At 67.4% G+C, this 26,020-nt stretch carries 30 protein-coding genes; 17 read left to right on the plus strand and 13 right to left on the minus strand.

The genetic code is table 11. The features are described from left to right. Positions 1 to 300 precede the first annotated feature (300 nt). Together CQY20_RS05480 and CQY20_RS05485 are read left to right on the plus strand one after the other, a co-directional pair. Positions 301 to 708 (plus strand): hypothetical protein, encoded by a 408-nt coding sequence (locus CQY20_RS05480; protein ID WP_097938821.1) that lies wholly within the window; start codon positions 301 to 303, stop codon positions 706 to 708. A 107-nt stretch (positions 709 to 815) separates the two neighbouring features. Beyond that, positions 816 to 1,226, plus strand: coding sequence for a hypothetical protein (locus tag CQY20_RS05485; protein WP_097938822.1), 411 nt, complete (start codon positions 816 to 818; stop codon positions 1,224 to 1,226). A gap of 63 nt (positions 1,227 to 1,289) precedes the next feature. Here the strand turns inward: CQY20_RS05485 and coaA are convergent, their stop codons facing one another. Continuing rightward, complete coding sequence (gene coaA / locus CQY20_RS05490) at positions 1,290 to 2,228, minus strand: type I pantothenate kinase (RefSeq protein WP_097938824.1); 939 nt, start codon at positions 2,226 to 2,228, stop codon at positions 1,290 to 1,292. Positions 2,229 to 2,258: 30 nt separating this feature from the next. Here coaA and CQY20_RS05495 point away from each other — a divergent pair, with 30 nt between their 5' ends. From CQY20_RS05495 to CQY20_RS05510, 4 genes are all read left to right on the plus strand, one after another. Continuing rightward, positions 2,259 to 3,470 (plus strand): DUF885 domain-containing protein, encoded by a 1,212-nt coding sequence (locus tag CQY20_RS05495; RefSeq protein WP_097938826.1) that lies wholly within the window; start codon positions 2,259 to 2,261, stop codon positions 3,468 to 3,470. 93 nt (positions 3,471 to 3,563) lie between these two features. Continuing rightward, complete coding sequence (locus tag CQY20_RS05500; RefSeq protein WP_097938828.1) at positions 3,564 to 5,039, plus strand: glycine hydroxymethyltransferase; 1,476 nt, start codon at positions 3,564 to 3,566, stop codon at positions 5,037 to 5,039. 67 nt (positions 5,040 to 5,106) lie between these two features. Further along, positions 5,107 to 5,934 (plus strand): acyl-ACP desaturase, encoded by an 828-nt coding sequence (locus CQY20_RS05505; protein ID WP_097938829.1) that lies wholly within the window; start codon positions 5,107 to 5,109, stop codon positions 5,932 to 5,934. 251 nt (positions 5,935 to 6,185) lie between these two features. After that, on the plus strand, positions 6,186 to 7,499 hold the full coding sequence (locus CQY20_RS05510; protein WP_097938831.1) for an RNA 5'-3' helicase PhoH2: 1,314 nt from the start codon (positions 6,186 to 6,188) through the stop codon (positions 7,497 to 7,499). A gap of 63 nt (positions 7,500 to 7,562) precedes the next feature. On the opposite strand, the gene CQY20_RS05515 is transcribed toward CQY20_RS05510, so the two are convergent. Both CQY20_RS05515 and glpX read right to left on the minus strand, forming a co-directional pair. Next, positions 7,563 to 8,999, minus strand: coding sequence for a class II fumarate hydratase (locus CQY20_RS05515; RefSeq protein ID WP_272938796.1), 1,437 nt, complete (start codon positions 8,997 to 8,999; stop codon positions 7,563 to 7,565). Between the two features lie 23 nt (positions 9,000 to 9,022). Then, on the minus strand, positions 9,023 to 10,051 hold the full coding sequence (glpX, locus tag CQY20_RS05520; RefSeq protein WP_097938833.1) for a class II fructose-bisphosphatase: 1,029 nt from the start codon (positions 10,049 to 10,051) through the stop codon (positions 9,023 to 9,025). A 55-nt stretch (positions 10,052 to 10,106) separates the two neighbouring features. Between glpX and CQY20_RS05525 the strand changes: the two genes are divergently transcribed. Both CQY20_RS05525 and CQY20_RS05530 read left to right on the plus strand, forming a co-directional pair. Next, positions 10,107 to 10,742, plus strand: coding sequence for a DUF4245 domain-containing protein (locus CQY20_RS05525; protein ID WP_097938835.1), 636 nt, complete (start codon positions 10,107 to 10,109; stop codon positions 10,740 to 10,742). A gap of 34 nt (positions 10,743 to 10,776) precedes the next feature. Further along, on the plus strand, positions 10,777 to 11,571 hold the full coding sequence (locus CQY20_RS05530) for a dienelactone hydrolase family protein (RefSeq protein ID WP_097938837.1): 795 nt from the start codon (positions 10,777 to 10,779) through the stop codon (positions 11,569 to 11,571). Here the strand turns inward: CQY20_RS05530 and CQY20_RS05535 are convergent. Genes CQY20_RS05535 through CQY20_RS05545 form a run of 3 tightly spaced genes read right to left on the minus strand, consistent with a single transcriptional unit; the run spans position 11,552 to position 14,437 of the window. Next, entirely contained in the window at positions 11,552 to 12,784 is a 1,233-nt protein-coding gene (locus tag CQY20_RS05535) for an AI-2E family transporter (RefSeq protein ID WP_097938839.1), read from the minus strand. The genes CQY20_RS05530 and CQY20_RS05535 overlap by 20 nt on opposite strands. A gap of 52 nt (positions 12,785 to 12,836) precedes the next feature. After that, the gene (locus CQY20_RS05540; RefSeq protein WP_097938841.1) at positions 12,837 to 13,667 is read right to left on the minus strand and encodes an SDR family NAD(P)-dependent oxidoreductase; all 831 of its coding nucleotides are present in this window, start codon (positions 13,665 to 13,667) and stop codon (positions 12,837 to 12,839) included. Then, the gene (locus tag CQY20_RS05545) at positions 13,664 to 14,437 is read right to left on the minus strand and encodes an SDR family NAD(P)-dependent oxidoreductase (RefSeq protein ID WP_097938843.1); all 774 of its coding nucleotides are present in this window, start codon (positions 14,435 to 14,437) and stop codon (positions 13,664 to 13,666) included. The genes CQY20_RS05540 and CQY20_RS05545 overlap by 4 nt, the downstream gene beginning before the upstream one ends. A gap of 61 nt (positions 14,438 to 14,498) precedes the next feature. Between CQY20_RS05545 and CQY20_RS05550 the strand changes: the two genes are divergently transcribed. The 3 genes from CQY20_RS05550 to CQY20_RS05560 all read left to right on the plus strand — a co-directional run bounded on the left by CQY20_RS05550 (position 14,499) and on the right by CQY20_RS05560 (position 15,910). Beyond that, on the plus strand, positions 14,499 to 14,963 hold the full coding sequence (locus CQY20_RS05550) for an SRPBCC family protein (RefSeq protein ID WP_097938845.1): 465 nt from the start codon (positions 14,499 to 14,501) through the stop codon (positions 14,961 to 14,963). 145 nt (positions 14,964 to 15,108) lie between these two features. Beyond that, entirely contained in the window at positions 15,109 to 15,384 is a 276-nt protein-coding gene (locus CQY20_RS05555; protein WP_097938847.1) for a dsRBD fold-containing protein, read from the plus strand. A gap of 1 nt (position 15,385) precedes the next feature. After that, positions 15,386 to 15,910, plus strand: coding sequence for a 2'-5' RNA ligase family protein (locus CQY20_RS05560; protein ID WP_097938849.1), 525 nt, complete (start codon positions 15,386 to 15,388; stop codon positions 15,908 to 15,910). Here CQY20_RS05560 and CQY20_RS05565 read toward each other — a convergent pair. The 4 genes from CQY20_RS05565 to CQY20_RS05580 all read right to left on the minus strand — a co-directional run bounded on the left by CQY20_RS05565 (position 15,885) and on the right by CQY20_RS05580 (position 19,037). Beyond that, entirely contained in the window at positions 15,885 to 16,979 is a 1,095-nt protein-coding gene (locus CQY20_RS05565; protein ID WP_097938851.1) for a 3-beta-hydroxysteroid dehydrogenase, read from the minus strand. The two genes, CQY20_RS05560 and CQY20_RS05565, sit on opposite strands and share 26 nt — an antisense overlap. Before the next feature lie 62 nt (positions 16,980 to 17,041). After that, positions 17,042 to 17,254, minus strand: a complete 213-nt coding sequence (locus CQY20_RS05570) for an exodeoxyribonuclease VII small subunit (protein ID WP_097938853.1) — start codon at positions 17,252 to 17,254, stop codon at positions 17,042 to 17,044. Then, positions 17,251 to 18,480: an exodeoxyribonuclease VII large subunit gene (gene xseA / locus CQY20_RS05575; protein WP_097938855.1), complete on the minus strand. Its 1,230-nt coding sequence runs from the start codon at positions 18,478 to 18,480 to the stop codon at positions 17,251 to 17,253. The genes CQY20_RS05570 and xseA overlap by 4 nt, the downstream gene beginning before the upstream one ends. After that, positions 18,477 to 19,037, minus strand: a complete 561-nt coding sequence (locus tag CQY20_RS05580; RefSeq protein WP_097938857.1) for a lipid droplet-associated protein — start codon at positions 19,035 to 19,037, stop codon at positions 18,477 to 18,479. Before CQY20_RS05580 ends, xseA begins: the two co-directional genes overlap by 4 nt. A 53-nt stretch (positions 19,038 to 19,090) precedes the next feature. On the opposite strand from CQY20_RS05580, the gene CQY20_RS05585 reads away from it, so the two are divergent. Further along, positions 19,091 to 20,092 carry a 4-hydroxy-3-methylbut-2-enyl diphosphate reductase gene (locus CQY20_RS05585; protein ID WP_097938859.1) on the plus strand — a complete coding sequence of 334 codons (1,002 nt, stop codon included), beginning with the start codon at positions 19,091 to 19,093 and terminating at the stop codon, positions 20,090 to 20,092. A 107-nt stretch (positions 20,093 to 20,199) separates the two neighbouring features. On the opposite strand, the gene CQY20_RS05590 is transcribed toward CQY20_RS05585, so the two are convergent. Then, a complete protein-coding gene (locus CQY20_RS05590; protein WP_337424957.1) occupies positions 20,200 to 21,357 on the minus strand; it encodes a DUF6542 domain-containing protein in 1,158 nt (385 codons plus the stop codon). A gap of 131 nt (positions 21,358 to 21,488) precedes the next feature. Between CQY20_RS05590 and ychF the strand changes: the two genes are divergently transcribed. The 5 genes from ychF to CQY20_RS05615 all read left to right on the plus strand — a co-directional run bounded on the left by ychF (position 21,489) and on the right by CQY20_RS05615 (position 25,387). After that, a complete protein-coding gene (ychF, locus tag CQY20_RS05595; RefSeq protein WP_097938863.1) occupies positions 21,489 to 22,568 on the plus strand; it encodes a redox-regulated ATPase YchF in 1,080 nt (359 codons plus the stop codon). Between the two features lie 9 nt (positions 22,569 to 22,577). Beyond that, on the plus strand, positions 22,578 to 23,180 hold the full coding sequence (locus CQY20_RS05600; protein WP_097938865.1) for a YdcF family protein: 603 nt from the start codon (positions 22,578 to 22,580) through the stop codon (positions 23,178 to 23,180). Positions 23,181 to 23,198: 18 nt separating this feature from the next. Beyond that, positions 23,199 to 23,945 (plus strand): alpha/beta fold hydrolase, encoded by a 747-nt coding sequence (locus CQY20_RS05605; RefSeq protein WP_097938866.1) that lies wholly within the window; start codon positions 23,199 to 23,201, stop codon positions 23,943 to 23,945. Positions 23,946 to 23,986: 41 nt separating this feature from the next. Beyond that, positions 23,987 to 24,763: a maleylpyruvate isomerase family mycothiol-dependent enzyme gene (locus CQY20_RS05610; RefSeq protein WP_097939037.1), complete on the plus strand. Its 777-nt coding sequence runs from the start codon at positions 23,987 to 23,989 to the stop codon at positions 24,761 to 24,763. Between the two features lie 63 nt (positions 24,764 to 24,826). Beyond that, on the plus strand, positions 24,827 to 25,387 hold the full coding sequence (locus tag CQY20_RS05615; RefSeq protein WP_097939038.1) for a dihydrofolate reductase family protein: 561 nt from the start codon (positions 24,827 to 24,829) through the stop codon (positions 25,385 to 25,387). On the opposite strand, the gene CQY20_RS05620 is transcribed toward CQY20_RS05615, so the two are convergent. Both CQY20_RS05620 and CQY20_RS35395 read right to left on the minus strand, forming a co-directional pair. Continuing rightward, the gene (locus tag CQY20_RS05620; protein WP_234816114.1) at positions 25,372 to 25,782 is read right to left on the minus strand and encodes a class I SAM-dependent methyltransferase; all 411 of its coding nucleotides are present in this window, start codon (positions 25,780 to 25,782) and stop codon (positions 25,372 to 25,374) included. The two genes, CQY20_RS05615 and CQY20_RS05620, sit on opposite strands and share 16 nt — an antisense overlap. Next, positions 25,686 to 26,000 (minus strand): class I SAM-dependent methyltransferase, encoded by a 315-nt coding sequence (locus tag CQY20_RS35395; RefSeq protein WP_234816115.1) that lies wholly within the window; start codon positions 25,998 to 26,000, stop codon positions 25,686 to 25,688. Before CQY20_RS35395 ends, CQY20_RS05620 begins: the two co-directional genes overlap by 97 nt. Positions 26,001 to 26,020 lie beyond the last annotated feature (20 nt).

Below are 26,020 nucleotides of genomic sequence, written 5' to 3' on the forward strand. Positions count from 1 at the left end.
GGCTTCGCCCGCATCGTCGCTGACTGGGGTTTGATTGGTCAGCTTCTCCTCGGGCTTCGCCCGCATCGTCGCTGACTCAGGTTTGATTGGTCAGCTTCTCCTCGGGCTTCGCCCGCATCGTCGCTGACTGGGGTTTGATTGGTCAGCTTCTCCTCGGGCTTCGCCCGCATCGTCGCTGACTGGGGTTTGATTGGTCAGCTCCTCCTCGGGCTTCGCCCGCATCGTCGCTGACCTGCGGCTGGCAGTAGTTGGCAGCGTCTGGCGTCGACCTGGCAGCGGGATCTCCGCAGCATCGGAGCCATGACCGCAATCACCACCCGACCCAACCGGGAAAGCACCAGCTCGCTGTTGCGTTTCGCACTGCGCGCCGACGCCACACTGTGCGGCGCGCTGGGGTTGCTGATCGCGATGACCGCCGACCCGCTGTCGCGGCTGTCCGGTCTGTCGGCCACATCGGAGTTCATCGCGGGCGCGGCGCTCGTCGGCTACGGCGTCGCGCTGTATGCCGCGGCCCGTGTGCCCGACGTCCGGCGCGTCGGTGTCGGCGTGCTGGCCGGCAACATCGCGTTCGCGGGGCTGATCACCGTCGTGCTCGTCGCCGGCTGGCTGCCGCTGACCGCGTTCGGCGTGGCGTCGACGATCGCGTTCACCGTCGTCACGTTGGCCTTCGCCTACGCCCAATACCTCGGAGTGCGCCGTCTGGCGTGACTCCCGCATGACTGGGCCGGAGTCGCGCCGATAGAGGTTGCGGCGGCGACTCCGGCTCCGGTCCCAAGCCAGGACTGAAAAAGAACCCATCAAAAGAAAGGATCACGATGACCGCCATCACCATCCCCCGATTCAAGGAGTCGACCGACTCGCTGCTGCGGTTCGCGATGCGCGCCGACGCCGTGCTGACCGGCCTGGCAGGCATCGCCGGCGTCCCGCTGGCCGGCTGGCTGGCCGAGATCTCGGGCACCACCAAGACGTTCGAGTACGCGATGGCCGCGTTCTTCATCGGCTACGGCGTCGTGGTGTTCGGTCTGGCCGCACTGCCGAAGGTGCGCACCGCAGGCATCGTTGTGATCGCCGCCAACGTGGCCTACACCGTCGCGGCCGTGGTGTTCGTGCTGTCCGGCTGGATGCCGCTGACCACCCTCGGGATCGTGGGGTCGCTGGCCACCGGCGTCTACACGCTGGTGTTCGCCGAACTGCAGTACCAGGGGGTGCGCCGGATCAAGGCGTAACTCTGGCGAAAACCGTTGCTGCTGCGGCCCGTTCGGCACTGCCGGGCGGGCCTGCAGTGTTGGTCATAGTTTGCGGAGTCGAAGCCTGTTGATGGAGTGGTCGGCGTCCTTGCGCAACACCAGCGTGGCGCGGGGCCGCGTGGGCAGGATGTTCTCGATCAGGTTGGGGCGGTTGATCGAATGCCAGATGTCGCTTGCGGCGAACACCGCCTGCTCGTCGGTCAGCGTGGAGTAGTGGTGGAAGTGCGATGCGGGGTCGGCGAACGCGCCCGCACGCATCGACAGGAACCGCGAGATGTACCACTGCTCGATGTCCTCGATGCGGGCGTCGACGTAGACGGAGAAGTCGAACAGGTCCGAAACCATCAGCGCCGGACCGGTTTGCAGCACGTTGAGGCCCTCGAGAATGAGGATGTCCGGGTGCCGGATGATCTGCTTTTCGCCGGGCACGATGTCGTAGAGCAGATGTGAATACACCGGTGCGCACACCTTGTCGGCGCCCGACTTCACCGCGGTGACGAACCGCATCAGCGCCCTGCGGTCGTAGCTCTCCGGGAAACCCTTGCGGTGCATCAGGTTCCGCCGGGCCAGCTCCGTGTTGGGGTAGAGGAAACCGTCGGTGGTGACGAGGTCGACGCGGGGGTGGTGTTCCCAGCGGGCCAGCAGCGCCTGCAGCACGCGCGCCGTCGTCGACTTGCCCACGGCGACACTGCCCGCAACGCCGATGATGAACGGCACCGGCCGGTCCGGGTTCTGCTGCGGCTCGCCGAGGAACTCGGCGGTGGCCTGAAACAGCCGCTGCCGCGCCGCGACCTGCAAGTGGATCAACCGGGCCAGCGGCAGGTAGACCTCCTCGACCTCGAGCAGGTCGATCTTCTCGCCGATACCGCGGAGCTTGACCAGCTCTTCCTCGGTCAGCTTCAACGGCGTGGACATGCGCAACGCCCGCCATTGAGTCCGGTCGAACTCCACGTAGGGGCTCGGCTCGCTCAGCCGCGGCATATAACAAGTCTTACAGTTACCGTGATCGCTATGGACCCCGGCACCCTAATCCGCGAATATCTGCTGCTCGGCCTGCGGTTCGACCGGATCGAGGAGGGCTACGTCGACTCCTACACGGGCGATCCGGCCCTGCGCGAGGCCGTCGCGAACGAACCCGCGCCCGACCCCGCCGATCTGGCCAGGCAGGCCGACCGGCTGCTGGCCGAGGTGCCGAACGTGCCGCGCAGCAACGGCTTCGACGAGTCCCGCGCGGAATACCTGCGCGCTCATCTGCGGGCACTGGCGTGCGCGGCCCGCAAGTTCGCCGGCGAGGAGATCGGATTCGTCGACGAGGTCGAGGCGTACTTCGACGTGCACATCGAAAAGGGGGACCAGGAGCAGTATCTGCAGGCGCATCAGATGCTCGACGAGGCCGTGCCCGGCCGCGGCCCCTTAGCCGAGCGGGTTCGCGAATACCGCGCCTCAGAAGAGGTTCCGCCGGAGCGCCTGGAGGAGGCCATCCACGCGTTCTCCAGCGCGCTGCGCGATCGGGTGCGCGCCGAGTACCCGCTGCCCGAAGCCGAGACGATCACCTACGAGGTCGTCACCGACAAGCCGTGGTCGGGGTTCAACTACTACCTCGGCAACTACCGGTCGACGGTGGCGGTCAACGCCGACCTCAAGCAGCAGATGTCCAACCTGCCGGGGCTCGTCGCCCACGAGTCCTATCCGGGCCACCACACCGAGCACTGCCGCAAGGAAGCCGGCCTGGTGGAGGGCAAGGGCCACGCGGAGCAGACCATCTTTCTGGTCAACACCCCGCAGTGCCTGATGGCCGAGGGGCTGGCCGACCTGGCGCTGTATGCGGCCATCGGCCCGCAGTGGGGGAGTTGGGCCGCCGAGATCTACGCCGATCTGGGCCTGCGCTTCGACGGCGAACGCGCGGTGGCCGTCGCGACCGCGTACCACGCGCTGGGCAACGTCCGCCAGGACGCGGCGATCATGCTGCACGACGAGCACCGCGACGAGGACGAGGTGGTGGCCTACCTGCGGCGCTGGCTGATGGTGCCCGAGGAGCGGGCCAGGCACATGCTGCGCTTTCTGTCCTCGCCGCTGTGGCGTGCCTACACCAGCACCTACGTCGAGGGATACCGGTTGCTGCGGGCCTGGCTGGACGACCGGCCCGCGGACGTCGGCCTGACCGAACGGTTCGGCAGGCTGCTCGACGAGCCGCTGATCCCGTCGACGCTGCAGGCCGCCTGACGCCGCCGACTGTGCTGTGTCGTAAGCAACACGCCGCCGCGCCGTACGAATCCGCACATCGGCGCGATTGCCGGTGGACGTAGGCTGACAAGCATGGCTGTCGACCCCGTCACCACCTCCGCCCCAGCCCCTGGCGCCGACTACGTCGAGACCGCCAGCGCCGCCTACCGGGACATCCTGCAGATCATCGAGACCGTCGAGCCGCGAATCGCGGCTGCGACCCGCAAAGAGATTGCCGACCAACGGGATTCGCTCAAGCTGATCGCCAGCGAGAACTATGCCTCGCCCGCCGTGCTGCTGACGATGGGCACGTGGCTGTCCGACAAGTACGCCGAGGGCACGATCGGGCACCGCTTCTACGCCGGCTGCCAGAACGTCGACACCGTCGAAACGGTGGCCGCCGAGCACGCCAGGGAGTTGTTCGGCGCGCCGTACGCCTACGCGCAGCCGCACTCGGGCATCGACGCGAACCTGGTCGCCTACTGGGCGATTCTGGCCACCCGCGTCGAGGCGCCCGGACTGGCCGATGCCGGGGTCAAGAACGTCAATGACCTGTCCGAGGAGGGCTGGGAGAAGCTGCGCGCCCAGTTGGGCAACCAGCGTCTGCTCGGCATGTCGCTGGACGCGGGCGGACATCTCACCCACGGGTTCCGGCCCAACATCAGCGGCAAGATGTTCCACCAGCGCAGCTACGGCACCGACCCGGAGACCGGCCTGCTGGACTACGACGCGCTGGCCAAGGCCGCCCGCGAGTTCAAGCCGCTGATTCTGGTCGGCGGCTACTCGGCCTACCCGCGGCGGATCAACTTCGCCAAGATGCGTGAGATCGCCGACGAGGTGGGCGCGACGCTGATGGTCGACATGGCGCACTTCGCGGGTCTGGTCGCGGGCAAGGTGTTCACCGGCGACGAGGATCCCGTGCCGCATGCGCACGTGACCACGACGACGACGCACAAGTCGCTGCGCGGCCCGCGCGGCGGCCTGGTGCTGGCCACCCCGGAGTACTCCGACGCCGTCGACAAGGGCTGCCCGATGGTGCTCGGCGGGCCGCTGTCGCACGTGATGGCCGCCAAGGCGGTCGCGCTGGCCGAGGCGCGCCAGCCCGCATTCCAGGCCTACGCGCAGCGGGTCGCCGACAACGCCAAGGCGCTGGCAGAAGGCTTCCTCAAGCGCGGCGCGAGGCTGGTCACCGGCGGCACCGACAACCACATCGTGCTGCTCGACGTGCAGTCGTTCGGCGTGACGGGGCGGCAGGCCGAGTCCGCGCTGCTGGACTCCGGCATCGTCACCAACCGCAACTCGATCCCGGCCGACCCGAACGGCGCCTGGTACACCAGCGGCATCCGGCTGGGCACCCCGGCGCTGACCACCCGCGGCTTCGGGCCCGACGAGTTCGACCGGGTCGCCGAACTGATCGTCGACGTGCTGGCCAAGACCGAACCGGCCGCGGCGGCGTCGGGCCCGTCGAAGGCCAAGTACTCGCTGGCCGACGGCACCGCCGAGCGCGTGCACGCCGCCGCCTCTGAGCTGCTGGCAGCCAACCCGCTCTACCCAGGGCTGACGCTGTAACCACCCGGCTCGCGACACGGTTCACCCGATTTCAAAAAAGGTGTGAACCTGGGTTACAGTTATTTTCATGGCGCAGAAACCTGTCCCTAATGCACTGACGCTCGAGCTGGAGCCGGTCGTGGCCGAGAACATGGCCAGGCATCTGGAGACCGAGGACGTCTGGTACGCCCACGACTACGTGCCGTACGACCAGGGAGAGAACTTCGCATTCCTGGGCGGTCGGGACTGGGACCCCTCGCAGGTGACGCTGCCCAAGCACATCACCGATGCGCTGGAGATCCTGCTCATCCAGAAGGACAACCTCGCCGGATACCACCGCGAGTTCGTGTTCAGCTTCATCCTCGAGCAGAAGTGGGGCCGCTGGATCGGCCGGTGGACCGCCGAGGAGCACCTGCACGCCATCGCGCTGCGCAACTACCTCGTCGTGACCCGTGAGATCGACCCAACCGCCAACGAGGACGTGCGCGTCGAGCACGTCATGAAGGGTTACCGCGCCGACACCTACAGCCAGATCGAGCGGCTGGCGTTCATGGCGCTCTACGAGCGCTCCTACGCCGTCTTCTGCCGCAACCTCGAGGCCCAGATCGACGAGCCGGTGCTCAAGAGCCTGATAGGCCGGATCGCCCGCGACGAGGAACGCCATGAGGAGTTCTTTGCCAACCTGGTGACGCACCTGCTCGGCTACAGCCGCGACGAGACGATCGAGGCGATCGCCAAGCGCGCCGCCGACCTCGCGGTGCCGGGCACCGACATCGACGCCTACCAGGACAAGGTGGCCAATATCGCCGCTGCGGGCATCTTCAACGACGATGCGCTGCGCGAGGTCGTCGCCGGCCGGATCGCCGCGTGGGGGCTGGCAGACGAGCCGCGGCTGCGTCAGCTCGCCACCGTCTGAGTTGCTGGGCGGTTGATACTCGGCGCGCCTGCACGGCACGCGCGCATTTGGCGGAGTAGCGTCGTTTGCGATGGCTAGCGACATGCTCTGCTGTCCGGGCGGCACCGATCGACTCGACTCGAAAGGGCCGGCCCCGGCCCTGGTGCCGCAGTGTCCGCCGAGAAGTTCGTGCGGGGCCGCGCGGGCTACGGTCGATGTCGATGCGGCACCGCTGCCGTTGAGGATTCGGCCGAATGCTCAAGGAGCGCTAAGTGACCGATTCCTCCACCCGGACCTACGTTCTCGACACATCGGTATTGCTGTCCGACCCCTGGGCCTGTACCCGATTCGCCGAGCACGAAGTGGTCGTTCCGCTGGTTGTCATCAGCGAGTTGGAGGCTAAACGCCATCATCACGAGCTGGGGTGGTTCGCCCGCCAGGCGCTGCGCCTGTTCGACGATCTGCGGCTCGAGCACGGACGACTAGATCAGCCGATTCCCGTTGGCACGCAAGGCGGTACGCTGCACGTCGAACTCAACCACAGCGACCCGTCGGTGCTGCCCGCCGGTTTCCGCACCGACACCAACGACGCGCGCATCCTGACGTGCGCGGCCAACCTGGCCGCAGAAGGCAAGCGAGTCACGTTGGTCAGCAAGGACATCCCGCTGCGCGTCAAAGCCGGCGCGGTCGGGTTGTCGGCCGACGAGTATCACGCCCAGGACGTCGTCACGTCCGGCTGGACCGGGATGGACGAACTGGACGTGTCGCCCGACGTCATCGACCAGCTGTTCGCCGAGGGCGACATCGACCTGGAGTCGGCGCGGGATCTGCCGTGCCACACCGGCATTCGCCTACTCGGCGGCACCTCGCACGCCCTCGGCCGGGTCAACGCCGACAAGCGGGTCCAGCTCGTGTGGGGCGATCGCGAGGTGTTCGGCCTGCGCGGCCGGTCGGCCGAACAGCGGGTGGCGCTTGACCTGCTGCTCGACGAGTCCGTCGGCATCGTGTCGCTGGGCGGCAAGGCGGGCACCGGCAAGTCGGCGCTGGCGCTGTGCGCGGGGCTGGAGGCGGTGCTGGAGCGGCGCACCCACCGTAAGGTCGTCGTGTTCCGGCCGCTGTACGCCGTCGGCGGCCAGGATCTCGGCTATCTGCCCGGCAGCGAAAGCGACAAGATGGGGCCGTGGGCGCAGGCCGTCTTCGACACCCTGGAGGGGTTGGCGAGCCCGGCCGTTTTGGAGGAGGTGCTGGCCCGCGGCATGCTCGAAGTGCTGCCGCTGACCCACATCCGCGGCCGCTCCCTGCACGACTCGTTCGTGATCGTCGACGAGGCGCAGTCGCTGGAGCGCAACGTGTTGCTGACGGTGCTGTCGCGGCTCGGCGCCGGGTCGCGGGTGGTGCTCACCCACGACGTTGCGCAACGCGACAACCTGCGCGTCGGCCGGCACGACGGCGTCGCGGCGGTGATCGAGAAACTCAAGGGGCACCCGCTGTTCGCGCACATCACGCTGCTGCGCAGCGAACGCTCGCCGATCGCGGCGCTGGTGACCGAGATGCTGGAGGAGATCAGCCCCGGCGCCCTGCCCTAACCGGCGATTTCGGCGCGCTAAGCGGCGCTGGGCGCACGTTAGCGCGCCGAAATCGCGGTGTGGTTAGGCGTCTTCGTCTTTCACCTTCGCCATGGCCAGCACGTCCAGGCGCTTGTCCAGCTCTTCCTCGGACAGCTTGTCGCCGATCAGGCCGCGGTCGATGACCGTCTGCCGGATCGTCTTCTTCTCCTTGAGCGCCTGCTTGGCCACCGCTGCGGCTTCCTCGTAGCCGATCGCGGAGTTCAACGGGGTGACGATCGACGGTGAGGACTCGGCCAACTCGCGCAGCCGCTCCTCGTTGGCGACCAGGCCGTCGATGCAGCGCTCGGCGAACAGCCGCGACGCGTTGGTCAGGATCTTGAACGACTCCAGGATGTTTCGCGCCATCATCGGGATGTACACGTTGAGCTCGAACGCGCCGTTGGCGCCGCCCCACGCGATCGCTGCGTCGTTGCCGATGACCTGTGCGGCAACCTGCGTGACGGCCTCGGGGATCACCGGGTTCACCTTGCCCGGCATGATGGAGCTGCCCGGCTGCAGATCGGGCAGGTGCAGTTCGGCCAGGCCGGTCAGCGGGCCCGACCCCATCCACCGGATGTCGTTGGCGATCTTGGTCAGCGAAACGGCGATGGTGCGCAGCGCGCCGGACGCCTCGACCAGCCCGTCGCGAGCCGCCTGCGCCTCGAAATGGTTGACGGCGACCCGCAATTCGGCAAGCCCGGTCTGCTGCGACAGCACCGCGACCACGCGCTCGTCGAAGCCGTCGGGCGCGTTCAGGCCGGTGCCGACGGCCGTGCCGCCGATCGCCAGTTCACCAAGCCGCGGCAGTGTGGCCTTCACCCGTTCGATGCCCGCCTCGACCTGGCGCGCGTAGCCGCTGAACTCCTGGCCCAACGTCACCGGCACCGCGTCCATCAGGTGGGTGCGGCCCGACTTCACGACCGTGCGCCACTGGCGCGCCTTGTTCGCCAGCGACTCGTGCAGCACCTCAAGCGCCGGAATCAGATGCCGCACAGCGGCTTCGGTCGCCGCGATGTGCGTGGCGGTCGGGAAGGTGTCGTTGGACGACTGCGACATGTTCACGTCGTCGTTCGGGTGCACCGTGACGCCGTTGCGCGCGGCGATGCTGGCGATCACCTCGTTGGTGTTCATGTTCGAGCTGGTGCCCGAACCGGTCTGGAACACGTCGATGGGGAACTGGTCGTCGTGCTGGCCGTCGGCGATCTCCCCGGCGGCGGCGATGATCGCGTCGGCCTTCTCCGGGTCCAGCAGCCCGAGGTCCTTGTTCACCTGCGCGCAGGCGCCTTTCAGCAGACCGAGCGCCCGGATCTGGGTGCGCTCGAGGCCGCGACCCGAGATCGGGAAGTTCTCCACCGCGCGCTGAGTCTGGGCCCGCCACAACGCATTCACCGGCACCCGGACCTCGCCCATGGTGTCGTGCTCGATGCGGTATTCCACGCCCTCTGAACCTGTTTCTGAACGAACGGAGTCGACGCTCACTATCTGATCCTTGTCGTTGTGCGTTACGGCAGCGGGTAAATCGCGTTGCTGTCGCCGGTGAAATCGATGGCCGAGTACTCGTTGAGCTTGGACAACCGGTGGTAGGCCTCGATCATCCGCACCGTGCCGGACTTCGACCGCATGACGATCGACTGCGTCGTGCAGCCGCCGCTGTAGTAGTGCACGCCCTTGAGCAGGTCGCCGTCGGTGACGCCGGTCGCGGCGAAGAAGACGTTGTCGCCGGACACCAGGTCCTCGGTGAACAGCACGCGGTCGAGGTCGTGGCCGCGGTCGATGGCCTTCTGCCGCTCCTCGTCGTCCTTGGGCGCCAGTTGGCCCTGGATGGCGCCGCCCATGCAGCGGATCGCGGCGGCGGCGATGATGCCCTCGGGCGTGCCGCCGATGCCGACCAGCATGTCGGTGCTGGTGTTGGGCCGGCACGCCGAGATCGCGCCCGCGACGTCGCCGTCGGAGATCAGCCGGCACCTGGCGCCCGCGGCGCGGACGTCGGCGATCAACTGTTCGTGGCGCGGCCGGTCCAGGATGCACACGGTCAGGTCGGACACCGAGACCCCCTTGGCCTTGGCGACGCGGCGGATGTTGTCGCCGATCGGCCCGGTTATGTCGATGGCGTCGACGGCGTCGGGCCCGACGGCGATCTTGTTCATGTAGAACACCGCCGACGGGTCGAACATGGTGCCGCGCTCGGAGACCGCGAGCACCGAGATGGCGTTGTTGAGGCCCTTGCTCATCAGCGTGGTGCCGTCGATCGGGTCGACGGCGAAGTCGCACTCGGGGCCGTCGCCGTTGCCGACTTCCTCCCCGTTGTAGAGCATCGGCGCGTTGTCCTTCTCACCCTCGCCGATGACGACGACGCCGCGCATGGACACCGAATTGACCAGCTCACGCATGGCGTCGACGGCGGCACCGTCGCCGCGCTCCTTGTCGCCCCGGCCAACCCAGCGCCCCGCCGCCATCGCACCCGCCTCGGTGACTCGAACAAGCTCAAGGGCAAGGTTTCGGTCGGGGGCTTCCCCGCGGGATGGGGTCATGGCTGCGATTCTCGCATTAGCGGGTCGAGTTGTGGGAGCTGGGATACTGGCAGTCATGACGACCGAGCCACAGCCCGCTCCCAAGGCCGCCAAGCCGCGGCTCCTGCAGGACGGCCGCGACATGTTCTGGTCGATGGCGCCGCTGGTCGTGGTGTGCATCCTGTTCGCGGGCGTGCTCGGAATGTGCTCGTTTGCGCCCAGCGGCCCTGGTCCCGGCCCGGTGCCGAACTACGACGCCCCTGCGGCGCTGCAGGCCGACGCCGACGCGCTGGGCATCCCGATCCGCGTGCCCGCGCTGCCCGAGGGCTGGCGCTCCAACTCCGGCAGCCGTGCAGGCATCGAGGGCGGGCGCACGGATCCGTCCGGCCGGCAGGCGCGGGCGGTGTCGTCGACCGTGGGCTATCTCACCCCCAGCGGCATGTACCTGGCGCTGACGCAGAGCAACGCCGACGAGGAGAAGCTCGTCGAATCTGTCGAGAACGACCTGGTGCCCACCGGCGCCCAGGACGTCGCGGGCGTCTCCTGGGTCGTCTACGAAGGCAACGAGGGCGCCGAGCCGGTCTGGACGACGCGGCTGGACGGCCCGACCGGCCCGGCACAGATTGCGATCAAGGGTGCCGCCGGTACCGACGAGTACCGTACGCTGGCCTCGGCGGTCCAAAAGCAACCTCCGCTGACCGTCAACAAGTAGCGCCCGCGCCGGCGCCACGACCGATGGAGACGCGATGACCGCCCCCAAGGCCGACCTGACCGGATGGACCGCCGCACCGTTCACCGCCGCGGGCATGACCCGCGACGTCTACCGCAAGGGCGACGGCCCGGGCGTGGTGCTGATCCCGGAGCTGCCCGGCTTGACGCCGGAGGTGCTCGCGCTCGGTAACCATCTGGTGGACAACGGGTTTAGCGTCGCGGCTCCGTCGCTGTTCGGCACGCCGGGGGCGGCGGTGCGGCCCGGTGCGGTGGGCGTGATGTTGCGTAGTTGTGTGGCAAGGGAATTCGCGGCGTTCGCCACTAACGCGGACCGGCCGGTGGCGCACTATCTGCGGGCGCTGGCGCGCGACCTCAACGCGAAAACCCCCGGCAAGGGTGTGGGGGTGATCGGCCAGTGCTTCACCGGCGGCTTCGCGTTGGCCGCCGCCGTGGACGACAGCGTGCTGGCGCCGGTGCTCAGCCAGCCGTCGTTGCCGCTGCCGCTGACGCCCAAGCAGCGCCGCGACCCGGGGCTGTCGGAGGCGGAGCTCAAGGTCGTTGAACGGCGCGCCGCCGACGAGGGATTGTGCGCAATCGGCCTGCGCTTCAGCGAGGATCCGCTGGTTCCGGCCGAGCGCTTCAAGACGCTCAAGGATCGGCTGGGCGACGCGTTCGAGGTGATCGAAATCAACTCGAAGAAGGGCAACAAGCACGGTTTCAGCAGGATGGCGCATTCGGTGCTGACTCTCGAGGTCCGTGAGGAAGACGCCCACCCGGCCTACGAGGCGCGCAAGCGGGTGGTCGAATTCCTCACGGAGCGTCTGGTTTAGCTTCTGCTGCTTCGTCGTCTTTCGAGGCATCCGCGTCCGGTTCGGGTGCGGCCGGCTCGGACCGTCGAGCCCGCCGGGTCAAGCGCTGCAGCCACCCCTTCTTCTTGCGGGCGTTCATCGACTCCTCGTCGTCGGGGTCGTCTGACGGTTCCAGCGGAACACCCTTGTACACGGCGAGGTAGACGCTGATCGTCGTGACGATGACGATCATCAACACCGGGCCGATGACGATGCCGAATGCGCCGAACATTCCGATCCCGGCGAACACCGACAACAGCATCAGCGCCGAGTCGAGGCGTGCCGCGCGCGGAACCAGGATCGGCCGCAGAAAATTGTCGATGTTGGTCACCACGATGATGTGGAACAAGATGACGAATACGCCGCCGAAGATGTTGCCGAACAACATCATTCCGATACCGAACGGAATCGTGACGATGCCGCTGCCGAGCGGGATCACCGACAGCGCGCTCAAGATGATCGCGAAGATGAAGAACCCGTCGTGAAACCCCGCGATGTAGATGGAGATCGCTCCGGACACACCTTGGCAGACGGCGATGATGAACTGGCCCCGCACCGTGCCGCCGACCATCGCGCCCATCTTGGCCAGATAGAGGTCGGTGACCTCCTCGCCCAGCGGATTGAGTTGACGGATCAGCCGCTGCACGGCCTCCTTGTTGGTGAGCAGCGAAATGAACACGTAGAGAAAGAGAATCGCGGCGGTGATGCCGCCGACCACGCCGCCCGCGGCGCCCTGCAGCAGGTGCAGCAGCCACTGCCCGACGTTCTGCGCGACGGTCGTCATCGCATTGCGGATCATCTCCGGGGTGACTGTGACGTCGGTGAACGGCACCCTCGCCAGTAGTTCGTTGACGAACTTCAGCGTTCGATCGCCGAGCGTGGACAGGTCGGTGCGTTCCACCCATGCGGCGACACCGCGCACCATTTCGGTGATCTGGACGACCGCCAGCGCGCCGATCAGGACGACCGGCACGATCACACACGCGAACACCGTCAACAGCGTGATGGTCGCCGACAGGCCGGTGCCCATCCGCTTCCTCAGCCGGTCGTAGAGCGGGCTGAACAGATAGGCCACCACCGCGGCGACCACGATGAGCATGAAGTACGTTCGCAGGAAGTAGGCGCCGAACAGCAGGGCGATGACCGTCGCGACCGCCAGCGCGCGCTTCTGTGTCAGCGTGAATTCGGTGTTCATTGCGGCCACTGGCATACCGTAGCCAGGTTGGGCGGCCGGAAACCCGCTTTGCTCAGCCAATGTGCGACGGCGCCGAAGACTGTCGCGCGCGCTGGTTGGCGATGAAGCGGATCGACATGCGTTGCATCAGCCCCGGCGCCAACCGCGCTAGCAGCCATTGCGCATGTGCGCGAAGCGGTTTGACCAATAGCGCCTTGTTGCGTTCGACGGCCTTCAACGTGTCGGCGGCGAGGCGGTCGGCGTCGTAGGCGGTCTTCACGCCTTGGCCCTTCAGGAAGTAGTCGCGGCCGACGAATCCGCCGACGGCGCCCTTGTCGAGGATGGGCGTCTCGACCGCCGACGGACAGACGGCCAGCACGCCGACGCCGCGGGCGGCCGCTTCCGACCGCAGCGCCAGCGACAGCCCGACCACCGCGTGCTTGGTCATCACGTAGCTGGTGATCTGGCCTGCGGCGGTCAGCCCGGCCATCGATGCGGTGTTGACGATGTGCCCGTGGCCCTGCCGGACCATCTGCGGGTACGCCGCGGCCACGCCGTGCACCACGCCGCGGATGTTGACGTCGATGATCGCGTTCCACTGCTCGAGCGTGAGCAGTTCGGTGTCACCGCCCCAGACGATGCCTGCGTTGTTGAACATCAGGTCGAGTCGACCGGCGCGGGCCACCACGTCGCCGACCGCCGCCAGGACCGCGTCGGCGTCGGTGACGTCAAGGCATGCCGACCGGCCGCGTCCGCCCAAGGACGTCGCGGTGCGTTCAGCGGCGTCACCGTCGATGTCGGTGCACAGCACGTCGGCGCCCGCGGCGGTGAGCGCCCGACACAGCGCGGCGCCGATGCCCGAGCCCGCGCCGGTGACGATGGCGTTCTTGCCCGCGAAACTCACTGTGTCTCCGTCATTTTCATGACGTGGCCAAGCACGTCGGGATAGCGCTTGAGGTGCGCCCCACCGTTGAGGTCGAGCACTTCGCCGGTCAGCCACGACGCCTTCGGTGAGCAGAGGAAGACGACGGCGTCGGCGATTTCTTCGGGCTTGCCCGCGCGGCCGAGCGCGGTGTTCTCCAGATAGTCCTCGACGAGACCGGGCACCGCGTACGAGCCTTCGGTCAGCGGGGTGTCGACGAGGCCGGGTGCGATGGCGTTGACGCGGATGCCGCGCGGGCCCATCTCCAGTGCGGCGACTTCGGTGAGCATCGACAGGCCGGCCTTGGCCGAGCAGTAGGCGCTCATGCCGATCGCGGGTTGGCGAGCGTTGAGCGAGCTGATCGACACCAGCGATCCGCCCTCGCGCAGGTTTCGCCCGGCGTGCTTGGCGACGATGAAGCCGCCGGTGAGGCAGACGTCGACGACGGAGCGGAACTCCTCGACGGCCAGGTCGGTGATCAGCCCGATGCTGCCGAAACCGGCGCAGTTGACGACGATGTCCACGGCGCCGATCTGGTCGAAAAGCCGCTGCACGGAAGCCTCGTCGGTGACGTCGACCCCGGCGGCGGTGTGCGGCGCGCCCAGTTCGTCGGCCCGGCTGCGCGCCCCGACGCCGTTGCGGTCGGCCAGCGTGACCCGGCAGCCGTCGGCGGCCAGCGCCCGCGCGGTCGCCCAGCCGATCCCCGACGCCGCGCCGATGACAGCGGCGATCCGTTCGTTACTGTCGCTCATCCAGTTGGCCTTTCGACGGAGTGCAACGCGTTACAACGTAGCGCTTTGACACACTCATAGCGTGACCGAACTCAGATTGTCTGAATCGATTTCCGTTGCCGTGCCGCCCGACAAGCTCTACGAGCTGGTGTCGGACGTGACGAGGATGGGCGAGTGGAGCCCGATCTGCCGCGCCTGCTGGTGGGACGAGGGTGCCGGGCCCTACGTCGGCGCCTGGTTCACCGGCCGCAACGAAACGCCGGAACGCACATGGGAGACCCGCAGCCAGGTGGTGGCCGCCGAGCCTGGCCGGAAGTTCGCCTGGGAGGTCAACAACGGCTGGGTGCACTGGGAGTACACCTTCGAGCCGGAGGACGGCGGCACTCGGCTCACCGAGTCGTGGGTGTTTCTGCCCAAGGGCATCGCGGGCTTCCAAGAGCGCTACGGAGACACCGCCGAAGCCGAAATCCAGAAGCGGCACGAGGCGGCCAAGAGCGGCATCCCTGCGACGCTGGCGGCGATCAAGAAGGCCGCAGAGGCGTCGTAGTTGTAAGGCGTTGCTGCTGCGTCGTTTCTGCGGGCAGGGTCGTAGATCGGGCGGCGATTTCGCAGCCCTGACCGCAAAATCGAGCTCCGTCGCGCTGGTGTTGGGGCGCGCGACGGCGCACGCTAGTAGGCGGAAAGGCACGCCCATGTACGACAAGGTTCTGGACAACGACTGGCACATCGACATCTCGTTCGACGAGGACGACACGCACACGCATGCGACGGTCCGCGCGCGGTTGGGTGACGACACGATGACGGCGGTCGGCGACGCATTCCGCAATCCCCGCGACAGCGCCCAACCGATGATCGGCGAGGAGATCGCTGCCGCGCGCGCCCTGCTCGCGCTCGGCACCGACCTGCTGCACCGTGCGAGCGCACAGATCGAGGCGGCGACACGGCACCCCGTGCATTTGACCGGCTGACGTGGCGCTGGCCGTCTGTCTGCTGTTCGACCGGCGATCCGAGCGGGCGGTGCGCTCGCTGTGGGACCGCGTCGAGGAGGCCGGCGTCCCGAGCCTGCGCTCACACACCCACGGCCGACACGTCCCCCACGTGTCGTATGCGGTGCTGCGCAGCTGGGACCAGGACGCGGTGGTCGCTGCCGTGAAATCGCTCGATAGCGGCGCTCCGGTGCAGCTGCAGTTCGACGGCCTCGGCCTGTTTCGCCGTGGCAGGGCCTGGCTGGTGGCTGGGGTGGGTGCGGATCTCGTTGCGCGCCAACAGCGCATCGTCGAAGCGCTCACAGCGACGGGCGCCGATCTGCACAAGCACTACGTGCCGGGACGTTGGCTGCCGCACTGCTCCCTGGCGCCGCGGGCGACGTTGTCTCAGCTGTCGACGGTGGCAGCGGCCGTGTTCGACGTGTTGCCGATGCAGGCGACGCTGGATCGTGCCGCGTTGGTCAACAGCGCGACGGGGGAGATCACGCCGCTGGACTTCCTGCCGTAGTCAGGCGCGCCGCCTTCATCTTCTCGAAGAGTTCCACGTAGTAGGGCAGGCAGTCGCGCATCGCCTCCGCCGTGGTGAACAACGGCCGATACCCCAGTTCGCGGTGGGCCTTGGCGATCGAGAAGTAGTTGTCGATGTAAAGCCGCTCCACCGCAAGCGGTTCGAACGGCGGCTTGGGCAGCCCGACGCGGAAGTGCAGCGACTGCCAGACCGTCATCACCCAGCGCACGAACACGCCCGAGATGCGCATCCGCGGCCACCGCCGCCCGCACGCCTCGACGACAGGACGGGCGAACTCGAACATGTTGACCGGTTCACCGTCGTTGATGAAATACGCCTGCCCCGGCGCGGTTCCGCCGGGCACCAGATGCTCGGCTGCCAGGATGAACCCGTGAATCAGGTTGTGCACGTAGGAGTTATCGAGCTTGGCGTGCTTGCTGCCGACCAACACCTTGACGTGCCCGGCCAGCACACTGTCGAAAAGCCGGCGAAACATCGTCTGGTCGCCGTGCCCCCAGATGCCGCTGGGGCGGATCGAGCAGGTGAGCATGCCGCCAACGCCGTTCTGCGACAACACGTATCGCTCAGCAGCGACTTTGGTCTCGGTGTAGAGGTCGTTGAACCGCTCGGTGTAGGGCAGCGTCTCGTCGCCGCCTGCGATGCGTTGGCCGCCCATCACCACGCTGTTGGACGCCGTATAGACGAACCGCGCCACGCCGGCCGCCTGCGCGGCCTTCACGAGGTTCTCGGTGCCGCCGACGTTGACCGCGAAGCTGCGCGCACGGTATTCGTCGGTGACCGAGGCGCCGCCCATCAGCTCGATGATGGCCGCGGTGTGAAAGACGGTGTCGATTCCTTCGACGGCCGCCGCGACGGTGTTCTCGTCGCAGATGTCGCCGGTGAGCACCTGCAGCCGCGGGTGCTCGGGCAGCGGTGAGGGCGCGCGGTCGAAGGAGCGGACGTCATGGCCGCGCTCGAGCAGGGCCGACACCAGGTTGGCGCCGACGAAGCCGGAACCGCCGGTGACCAAAACACGGCCGAGGTCAGTCGTCAGCGTTGCATCAGCCATGCGGGAAGCCTAACTGAAACATGTTTCAGTTTCGACTCTGATGCGGAAATCTGATTGAAATTTCAAATTTCTTCGTCGTCGCCAGACGCCAGCACGTCCTCGATCTTCTTGCGCGCACCAGCTAAGTGCTCATCGCAGCGTCGAGCCAGTTCTTCGCCTCTTTCCCAGAGCTTCAGCGACGCGTCGAGGTCGAGACCGCCCTGCTCGAGCTGGCGTACGACTTCGATCAGTTCGTCGCGGGCCTCTTCATAGCCCAATTCACTAATAGGCTTCATGTACTTCCCTCGCTGACCGCCGTTACCGCCCCATCGGATACCCGCACCCGCAGCCGCGTTCCCGCCGGCGCGTCGGCGACCGTCTTCAGCACCGCTGCCTCGCCCGTCGGCGCCACCGTCTGCACGACGGCATAGCCGCGCGCCAGCGTCGCCGCCGGACCCAGTGTCGTCAGCCGGGCCGACAAGTGGCCGATGCGCTCGGTCTCGACCGCCACCATCCGGTTGATGTCGCGGCGGGCCGCCGTCCGGCAGCGGTCGATCTCCTCGGCGCGCGCCGTCAGCGCGGCCAGCGGCTGGGCCAGCACCGGCCTGCTGCGCAGTTGCTCGATGACGCGCTCCTCGCGATGCACCCAGTTGCGCAGCGCACGCGCACTGCGCCGGCGGAGGTCGCGCAGCAGCGCCTGCTCGGCTGCGGTGTCGGGCACGATCCGCTTGGCCGCGTCGGTGGGGGTGGCCGCGCGCAGATCGGCGACCAGGTCGCACAGCGGATTGTCCGGCTCGTGGCCGACCGCGCTGACCACCGGCGTCGTGCACGCCGAAATCGCCCGGCACAGCGTCTCATCGGAGAACGGCAGCAGGTCCTCGACGCTGCCGCCCCCGCGGGCGATGACGATGACGTCGACGTGCGGCTCCGCGTCGAGCGACCGCAGCGCCTCCACGATCTGGGGCACCGCGTTCGGGCCCTGCACGACGGTGTTGCGGACCTCGAAGCGCACCGCGGGCCAGCGTCCCGCCGCGACCGTCATGACGTCTCGTTCGGCGGCGCTGGCTCGGCCGGTGATCAGGCCGATCGTGTTGGGCAAAAACGGGATTGGCCGTTTCAGCCGCATGTCGAAGAGGCCTTCGGCATCGAGCAGCTTGCGCAGCCGCTCGATACGGGCGAGCAGCTCACCGACCCCGACGGCGCGAATCTCGCTGATGCGCAAGCTGAATGAGCCGTTGCGGGTGTAGAACTGCGGCTTGCCGCACATGATCACCTGCGTGCCTTCGGACAGCGGCACCGGGGAGTTGGCGATCAGATCCCGCGGGCAGCTCACCGAAAGCGACATGTCGGCGGCGGGGTCACGCAACACCATCCACGCCGTCGTCTGGCGCAGCTTCAGCTCGGTCAACTGACCTTCGACCCAGACGAAACCCAGGCGGTCGATGTACTTGGCGAGGCGAGTGGCGACCGCCCGCACCGGCCACGGGTTGTCGGGAGATTTGCCTGGCTCAGGCTGGGTCACTTGGCGGACGCGCGGGTGATCCTGTTGGCCAGCAGCGTCTGGAACGGCGCCCGCGCCCTGGTGGCCTCCTCGTAGGCAAGCAGCGCCTCGAGATCCGCGACGCGCAGCGACGACAGCCGCGCCCGCAACTGCGCCAGCGTCAGCGTGTCGTAGTCGAGGCGCTTGACGACCTCTGGCACCTCGTTGGCCGGGGCCGGGGCGGGCGTCTTCTCCTCCTCCGTGACGGCGTCGGCGCCGCCGGTGAACAAAGCGAAACGTCCCTCGGTGAGGCGTTGGCCGTCCGGACCGCCGGCGGCGGACTCATCGTCGGGCAGGTCTTCGTCGAACGTCGCCCACGCTGGCTGCTCGTCCTTCGGCGGGAAGAGGTTCTCGAGCGTCTCGTCCCCCTTGTTGACCAGGTCGGCCACGTCCTGCTGCACCTTCATGACGAGGTGCGCGACCTGACTGACCACGGTCATCGGGTAGGTGAGGATGGTCTGCGGAAGCCGTCGTGTTTCCTCGATCGCGGTTACCGCCGCTCCGACCAGCAGACGGACCCCATAGGGTGCAGTAGCCATGGACCCAGCCTACGGCTGGCCACCGCGCGATGCGGATCAGTACCCTGGGTTGCATGCCGCCGACCGTCAACATGGGGATTCCGGGTGCCTCCAGCTCGGCGGCTACGGCCGTCACCGGTAAACGGGTGTTGCTGGCCGAACCCCGCGGGTACTGCGCCGGCGTGGACCGCGCGGTGGAGACCGTCGAGCGCGCCTTGGAGAAGCACGGCGCGCCGGTGTACGTCCGCCACGAAATTGTGCACAACCGCCACGTGGTCGAGACGCTGGCGAAGGCAGGTGCGATCTTCGTCGACGAAACCGACGAGGTGCCCGAGGGCGCGATCGTGGTGTTCTCCGCCCACGGCGTCGCCCCGACCGTGCATCAGAACGCCAAGGAACGCGACCTGCAGGTCATCGACGCGACGTGCCCGCTGGTCACCAAGGTGCACAACGAGGCCAAGCGGTTCGCCCGCGACGATTTCGACATCCTGCTGATCGGTCACGAGGGCCACGAAGAGGTCATCGGGACCGCGGGTGAGGCGCCCGACCACGTCCAGCTCGTCGACGGACCCGACGCGGTCGACAACGTCACCGTCCGCGACGAGAACAAGGTGATCTGGCTGTCGCAGACCACGCTGTCGGTCGACGAGACGATGGAGACCGTGCGCCGGCTGCGGGAGAGGTTCCCGACGCTGCAGGATCCGCCCAGCGATGACATCTGTTACGCCACGCAGAACCGCCAGGTCGCGGTCAAGGCGATGGCGCCGGAATGCCAGCTGGTGATCGTCGTCGGCTCGCGCAACTCGTCGAACTCCGTGCGACTCGTTGAGGTGGCGCTGAACGCCGGCTCCGATGCCGCCCATCTGGTCGACTACGCCGACGACATCGACCCCGCCTGGCTGGAGGGCGTCACCACCGTCGGCGTCACCTCCGGTGCCTCGGTGCCCGAGATCCTGGTGCGCGGCGTGCTGGAGCGGCTGGCCGAATACGGCTATGAGACGGTGCAACCCGTCACGACCGCCAACGAGACGCTGGTGTTCGCGCTGCCGCGCGAGATCCGCCCCGCCCGCAACTAGCGCTCACCCTTCTTCGGCGAGCAGACACAGAATCGCACTGCGCGGCGGCTGTTCGTGCGATTGTGCGTCTGCTCGCGAGGGAAAAGCGAGAGAAACGCGAGCGCCGGTCATACGTCGAACTCCCAGTTCTCCGCACGGTGCTTGGCCGTGCGCGGCCGCGACCGGTATTGCGGACGATCGCCGTCGTCGGCGCCGCGATAACGCACCCGCGACACCGGGTGATGAGTCCCGTTGCGGCCGCCACTGCCGTTGGAGCCGTTGGAGCCGTTGGAGCCGTTGCCGTTGGAGCCGTTGCCGTTAGAGCCGTTGCCGTTAGAGCCGCTGGTGCCGTGCGGCTCGAACGGGGCGAAGCCGTCGAAACGGCTGTGCCGGTCGGGCCGGTGGTTGGACCGGCGCTCGACGGGCGGCGGCTGCTTGCGCGGCTCGCGTGGCTCGCGCGTGGAGGAAGACCGGCTGCGACGACGCGGCTCGGGTGGCGGGATCATCGGCTCGTCGGTGCGGCGCGAACTGCGGGGCCGACGCGGCCGTTCGGCGATCGGTTCGATGATCTCGGTCTCGGGCGGGCGGGTATGTCGCGACCGCGACGGCTGCGTGCGCTTGACCGGGCGACCGCTGCGGGTGCGCGCCGTGGAGGCAGCCGTACGGCCCGCCCTGGCGGTCGACTTGCCAGACTTGGTGGACTTGGCCGCCTTGGCGGCCGTCTTCGCGGTCTTGGCGCTGCGGTCGATCTTGTGCTGCCTGGTGCGGCGCGGCGCTGCCTCGTCGTCGGTGTCGTCGGTGCCGCGCGTCAGCAGCGCCGAGATCTTGGCTGTCACCGCCGCGAGCGGCCCGTCGGTGGGCTCCGCGGCGGCGGCTTCGGCCGCTGGCGCGTGGCGGCGGGCCGACATGCCGATGTACCAGCGGATCAGCCCCAGAAACAGCACGGTCGCCGACGTGAAGAACATCAGCGGGAAGCGTTCGATGAGGGGATAGCCGCAGTTGATCGCCAAGTCCTTCAACCCGTCGACCTCACCGCCGTGGAAGAGGAAATACGCGCCGGGAACGCTGACGAACAGGATCAGAGGCGGCTGGATGACCGCGGTGAAAACGCCCGACTGCCGCACGGTCAGGACCGCGGCGACGCATCCGATGACATAGGCGCCAGCGAACGCCACGGTCAGTTCCCTGGCCCCTGAACCGGCGTCGAAGGCGAAACCGATAGCGGTGAAGGTGACCGCGAGGAGCACCGCTCCCCACGACGGCACCCCGGGAAGGGTGGAAATCATGGAGCGATGCTCGGCCGCCACCGCAGACCTCGCGCGCTGTGATGACACAGGTAGACCGTACCGGCTCTCGCTGGATGTGGCTGCCAGCGCACGCGGGCGTGCCCGAGGCTGTCTCCTAGACTTGAGTCCCTGTGAGCCTGAACCTCGGAATTGTTGGCCTGCCGAATGTCGGTAAGTCAACGCTTTTCAATGCGCTGACGCGCAACAACGTGCTGGCGGCCAATTATCCGTTCGCGACGATCGAGCCGAACGAGGGTGTGGTGCCGCTGCCGGACCCGCGCCTCGAGGTGCTCGCGAAGATGTTTGACTCCGAGAAGATCGTGCATGCGACCGTCACGTTCGTGGACATCGCCGGCATTGTCAAGGGCGCCTCGGAGGGCGCCGGGCTGGGCAACAAATTCCTCGCAAACATCCGCGAGAGCGACGCGATTTGCCAAGTGGTGCGGGTGTTTACCGACGATGACGTGGCTCATGTCGATGGGCGAATCGACCCCAAGTCCGACATCGAAGTGATTGAGACCGAGCTCATATTGGCCGATCTGCAGACGCTGGAGCGGGCGCTGCCGCGGTTGGAGAAAGAGGCCCGTACGCACAAGGACCGCAGGGCGACGCATGAGGCGGCAGTGGCCGCGCAGCAGATCCTCAACAGCGGCAAGACGCTTTTCGCGGCGGCCCAGTCGGTGGACGCCCGGCTGTTGCGAGAGCTGAATCTTTTGACGACGAAACCGTTCCTTTATGTGTTCAACGCCGACGAGTCGGTGCTGACCGATGAGACGCGGATCACATCGCTGCGGGAGATGGTCGCCCCGGCCGACGCGGTGTTCCTGGACGCCAAGATCGAGGCCGAACTGCAGGAGCTCGACGACGAGTCGGCCGCCGAACTGCTGGAGTCGATCGGCCAGACCGAACGCGGCCTCGACGCGCTGGCACGTGCCGGATTTCACACGCTGCGGCTGCAGACATTCCTCACCGCCGGGCCCAAGGAGGCGCGGGCGTGGACGATCCATCAGGGTGACACCGCGCCGAAAGCCGCCGGGGTCATCCACTCCGACTTCGAGAAGGGCTTCATCAAGGCCGAGGTCGTCTCCTACGACGACCTCGTCGAGGCGGGGTCGATGGCCGCCGCCAAGGCCGCGGGCAAGGTCCGGATGGAGGGCAAGGACTACGTCATGCAAGACGGTGACGTGGTCGAGTTCCGCTTCAACGTCTAGGCCCACACGGTGAGGCGGTTCGGTCTCGTCATCCTCGGGTTGGTCGGTTGCCTCGTGGCGTGGGGTGAGTTCGTCAATTGGTGGGCGTCGCGACGGTATCTCGGTTCTGGCGCCGGCCCGGACGGGCCCGAGGCGGTCGTCGTTCTGGGCTACCGCAATAAACATACGTCGCGAGCCAACGCGCTGAACCGTTGGCGCGTGCGTGCCGCGTTGCGGTCCGCGGATGCCAGCGCGCAATCGCGGTTCGTGTTCTGCGGCGGAAGTGCTTTCAGCGACAGTCCATCCGAGGCGGTCTTGATGGCTCGGTATGCGGCAGAGCGCGGATTCCGGGGACCGATGGAACTGGAGGACCGGTCGCGTACGACCTGGCAGAACATCGACAACGCCGTGCCGCTCATCGAAGACGCTGCCCGCATCAAAATAGTTTCCAATCCGCTGCATGCGTTGAAGGCGCGCATGCACCTGCACCGGATTCGCCCCGATCTGGTGCAGCGGCTTGTTCGCGCCGACGACTACCGGCTGGGTGAGTGGGCTCTGCTGAAGCCCGTGTTCGCCGCCTACGGGTTGTGGGACTTGCGCGCTGCGACCCGTCTGCTCAAAGAGTCGGGCTGAACGTGGGAGCATGCTCGAATGGCACTCGTTTTGGTGCACGGTAATCCGGAGACTGATGCGTTGTGGGGCCCGCTCGTCGAGGCCCTCGGTCGCGACGATGTGGTGCGATTGTCGCCGCCGGGATTCGGCGCTCCGCTGCCCGAAGGATTCTCGGCGACCTACCTCGCCTACCGCGACTGGCTGGAGGATCGCCTCGAAAGCATCGACGCGCCAGTCGATCTCGTCGGGCATGACTTCGGCGGCATTCACGTGATGCACGTGGTGATGCATCGCCCAGAATTGGTGCGCAGTTGGGTGAGCGACGTCGTCGGACTGTTCGACCCCGACTACGAGTGGCACGAACTGGCCCAGGTGTGGCAGAAGCCCGGCGAAGGCGAGCAACTGATCGAAACGTTCCTCGGCGGCACCCCCGAGGAACAGGCAGCCATGTATGCCACGGCCGGCATGCCGCTGGAGGTCGGCAGATCGATCGCCGCGGGCCAGGGCCCCGAGATGGGGCGTGCGATTCTGCTGCTGTACCGCTCGGCGGCCCAACCAGCCTTGAAACACGCGGGACGTGACTTGGAAAAGGCCGCGGCCCGCCCGGGTCTGTCGGTGCTCGCCACCGAAGACACCTACGTCGGGTCGGCCGAGATGCGGCGTCGCGCCGCGGATCGAGCGGGCGCTCGCACCGCGGTACTCGACGGTTTGGGGCACTGGTGGATGGTCGAGGATCCCGTCCGCAGCGCTGCGGTCCTCACCGAGTTCTGGGATCAACTCGGCTAGCTCTTGACGATGTGGTCCTCCTCCTGGGCAGGATGGGGTCGATGGACCGACTCGCGGTGATTTCCTCTGAATCGCAACGCTTCGCAGACGTGTTAGCTGACGTCGACCCCGACCGTCGCTGCCCGACCTGTCCCGACTGGTCGGCATCCGACCTGCTGTGGCACCTGACCACTGTCCACTTCTTCTGGGCCGAGATCCTCGAGCGGCGAATGGTGGACGAGTCGGGGTTGCCGGATGTCGAACGGTCCAAGCCTCAACGGCCCTCGGCGACCGCCGACATGCTGGCGCTTCGTCAACGGGCAACCGCCAGACTCACCGAGCAGTTGTCGATGAAGGCTGACGACGACGCTCTGTGGTCGTGGTGGCCCGCAGATCAGACCGTCGGTTTCACCCGCCGCATGCAGACCTACGAGGCGACGATGCACCGGGTGGATGCCGAGCTGACGGCCGGTGTTCCGGTGAGTCCGATCGCGCAGGACGTCGCCGGGGGCGCGGTCGATCACGCCGTCGATGTCATGTGGGGCTGGATGCCCGATTCTGCGACGTATCAGCCCGATTGCACCGTGGAGTTTCTCGCCACCGACACGGATCAACGTTGGCTGGTCGAGTGCGGAAGGTGGACCGCACAAGACGACGAGGACGGCTTGCTGCAGGGCCGGACCGCGCGGCGAGGCACGGATACGCCACGAGCGGCGGTCAAGGCTCCGGTAGTGGATTTGGCGCTGTGGGCGTGGACACGCGGCGGCTCTGTCGTGACATCAGGCGATCCTGCGGCGGTCGCGGCGATCACGGCGGTCGAACGCGAGGGAATCCAATAGCGTGCCGAGCCCCGTTCGGCCGCAGCGCGATGAGTTCAACCAAGCGTGGAGGTCGGTATCGGCATGGGAACGCTCAGTTTCGGCGCTACGGTATCTCTCGACGGCTATGTCGCCGACGCCAACGGTGACTTTCAGTGGTCGGCGCCAAGCGACGCGGTGTTCGCCGCCCATATCGAGCGGATGGCCGCGGTGTCGACCGAAGTGCTGGGCCGCAAGACCTACGCGCTGATGCAGTATTGGGAGACTTACCCGGACGATGACGACCATCCCGCCGACGATCGCGAGTTCGCCAGGCGTTGGCGAAAGATCGAAAAGGTGGTCGTGTCGTCGACTCTGACACCCGACGAGGTCAAGGCAGGCCGGGACCGGCTCGTGACGAGCCTCAGCCTCGATGAGCTGCGGCGGATCGTCGACAGCGCACCAGGAGTCGTCGAAATCTTCGGGCCCACCGTCGCGGCCCCGGCCATCCGCGCGGGCATGGTCGACGAGTTCCAGTTCTTCGTCGTCCCGAAGGTCGTCGGCGGCGGCCTGCGCGCCCTTCCCGACGACGTGCGCCTCAACCTGCGGCTTGTCGCGCACAAGATCTACGACGGTGTTGCCCACCTTCGCTACGTAGCTCGCTGAGGCCATGCGGCGCGCGCTGCGAGCGCCGCGTGCGCCCGGATGTCGTCGCTGGCGGGGCGGCGCACCCGATCGATCTCGACGAAGCCCGCCGTCGCCAACACCCGTGACATCTCGTCGGCAGGCCAGCGGTACGCCGTCGTCACCTTGTGGTCGAACGGTTCGACGTCGTCGCCGTCGCCGTCGAAGAATCCGACGACGAGCCTGCCGCACGGCGCCAGTGCCCTGCGGAACTCCGCCAGGATGCCGCCGAGTTCACCTGGCTCGCAATGGATCAGCGCGTACCAGGCGAGGATTCCGCTCAGCGAGTGGTCGGCGACATCGAGGCCGCGCAACGAACCGACCGAAAAGTCGATTCGCGGCCACTGTGCCCGCGCACTGTCGATGAAGCGCGGCACAAGGTCGAGATACCTCGAGCGGACAGGCCCAGGTTGCTCAGGTAGGCCGTGAGGTGCCCCGGACCGCAGCCGGCATCGAGCACCGCGCCGTCGCAGTCACCGAGATTGCGTTTGAGGAACGCGAGATCCTCGGGATCGACGTCGGCGACCGAGCCGAACTTTAGGATGTAGACATCCGCAATCTCGGTGTAGCTGCGTCGAATAGCGGCTTTCTTCATTGGCCTGAGTGTAGGAGTGG

Origin of the sequence: Mycolicibacterium agri (assembly GCF_002553505.1) — a bacterium.
GTDB classification, from domain to species: domain Bacteria; phylum Actinomycetota; class Actinomycetes; order Mycobacteriales; family Mycobacteriaceae; genus Mycobacterium; species Mycobacterium agri.

Bases quoted from the DNA above. Each gene is read 5' to 3' on its own strand.
- CQY20_RS05480 (WP_097938821.1), top strand. From the start codon at position 301: ATGACCGCAATCACCACCCGACCCAACCGGGAAAGCACCAGCTCGCTG.
- CQY20_RS05485 (WP_097938822.1), top strand. From the start codon at position 816: ATGACCGCCATCACCATCCCCCGATTCAAGGAGTCGACCGACTCGCTG.
- coaA (WP_097938824.1), bottom strand. From the start codon at position 2,228: ATGCCGCGGCTGAGCGAGCCGAGCCCCTACGTGGAGTTCGACCGGACT.
- CQY20_RS05495 (WP_097938826.1), top strand. From the start codon at position 2,259: ATGGACCCCGGCACCCTAATCCGCGAATATCTGCTGCTCGGCCTGCGG.
- CQY20_RS05500 (WP_097938828.1), top strand. From the start codon at position 3,564: ATGGCTGTCGACCCCGTCACCACCTCCGCCCCAGCCCCTGGCGCCGAC.
- CQY20_RS05505 (WP_097938829.1), top strand. From the start codon at position 5,107: ATGGCGCAGAAACCTGTCCCTAATGCACTGACGCTCGAGCTGGAGCCG.
- glpX (WP_097938833.1), bottom strand. From the start codon at position 10,051: ATGACCCCATCCCGCGGGGAAGCCCCCGACCGAAACCTTGCCCTTGAG.
- CQY20_RS05525 (WP_097938835.1), top strand. From the start codon at position 10,107: ATGACGACCGAGCCACAGCCCGCTCCCAAGGCCGCCAAGCCGCGGCTC.
- CQY20_RS05530 (WP_097938837.1), top strand. From the start codon at position 10,777: ATGACCGCCCCCAAGGCCGACCTGACCGGATGGACCGCCGCACCGTTC.
- CQY20_RS05535 (WP_097938839.1), bottom strand. From the start codon at position 12,784: ATGAACACCGAATTCACGCTGACACAGAAGCGCGCGCTGGCGGTCGCG.
- CQY20_RS05545 (WP_097938843.1), bottom strand. From the start codon at position 14,437: ATGAGCGACAGTAACGAACGGATCGCCGCTGTCATCGGCGCGGCGTCG.
- CQY20_RS05555 (WP_097938847.1), top strand. From the start codon at position 15,109: ATGTACGACAAGGTTCTGGACAACGACTGGCACATCGACATCTCGTTC.
- CQY20_RS05565 (WP_097938851.1), bottom strand. From the start codon at position 16,979: ATGGCTGATGCAACGCTGACGACTGACCTCGGCCGTGTTTTGGTCACC.
- CQY20_RS05570 (WP_097938853.1), bottom strand. From the start codon at position 17,254: ATGAAGCCTATTAGTGAATTGGGCTATGAAGAGGCCCGCGACGAACTG.
- CQY20_RS05580 (WP_097938857.1), bottom strand. From the start codon at position 19,037: ATGGCTACTGCACCCTATGGGGTCCGTCTGCTGGTCGGAGCGGCGGTA.
- CQY20_RS05585 (WP_097938859.1), top strand. From the start codon at position 19,091: ATGCCGCCGACCGTCAACATGGGGATTCCGGGTGCCTCCAGCTCGGCG.
- CQY20_RS05590 (WP_337424957.1), bottom strand. From the start codon at position 21,357: ATGATTTCCACCCTTCCCGGGGTGCCGTCGTGGGGAGCGGTGCTCCTC.
- CQY20_RS05605 (WP_097938866.1), top strand. From the start codon at position 23,199: ATGGCACTCGTTTTGGTGCACGGTAATCCGGAGACTGATGCGTTGTGG.
- CQY20_RS05610 (WP_097939037.1), top strand. From the start codon at position 23,987: ATGGACCGACTCGCGGTGATTTCCTCTGAATCGCAACGCTTCGCAGAC.
- CQY20_RS05615 (WP_097939038.1), top strand. From the start codon at position 24,827: ATGGGAACGCTCAGTTTCGGCGCTACGGTATCTCTCGACGGCTATGTC.
- CQY20_RS35395 (WP_234816115.1), bottom strand. From the start codon at position 26,000: ATGAAGAAAGCCGCTATTCGACGCAGCTACACCGAGATTGCGGATGTC.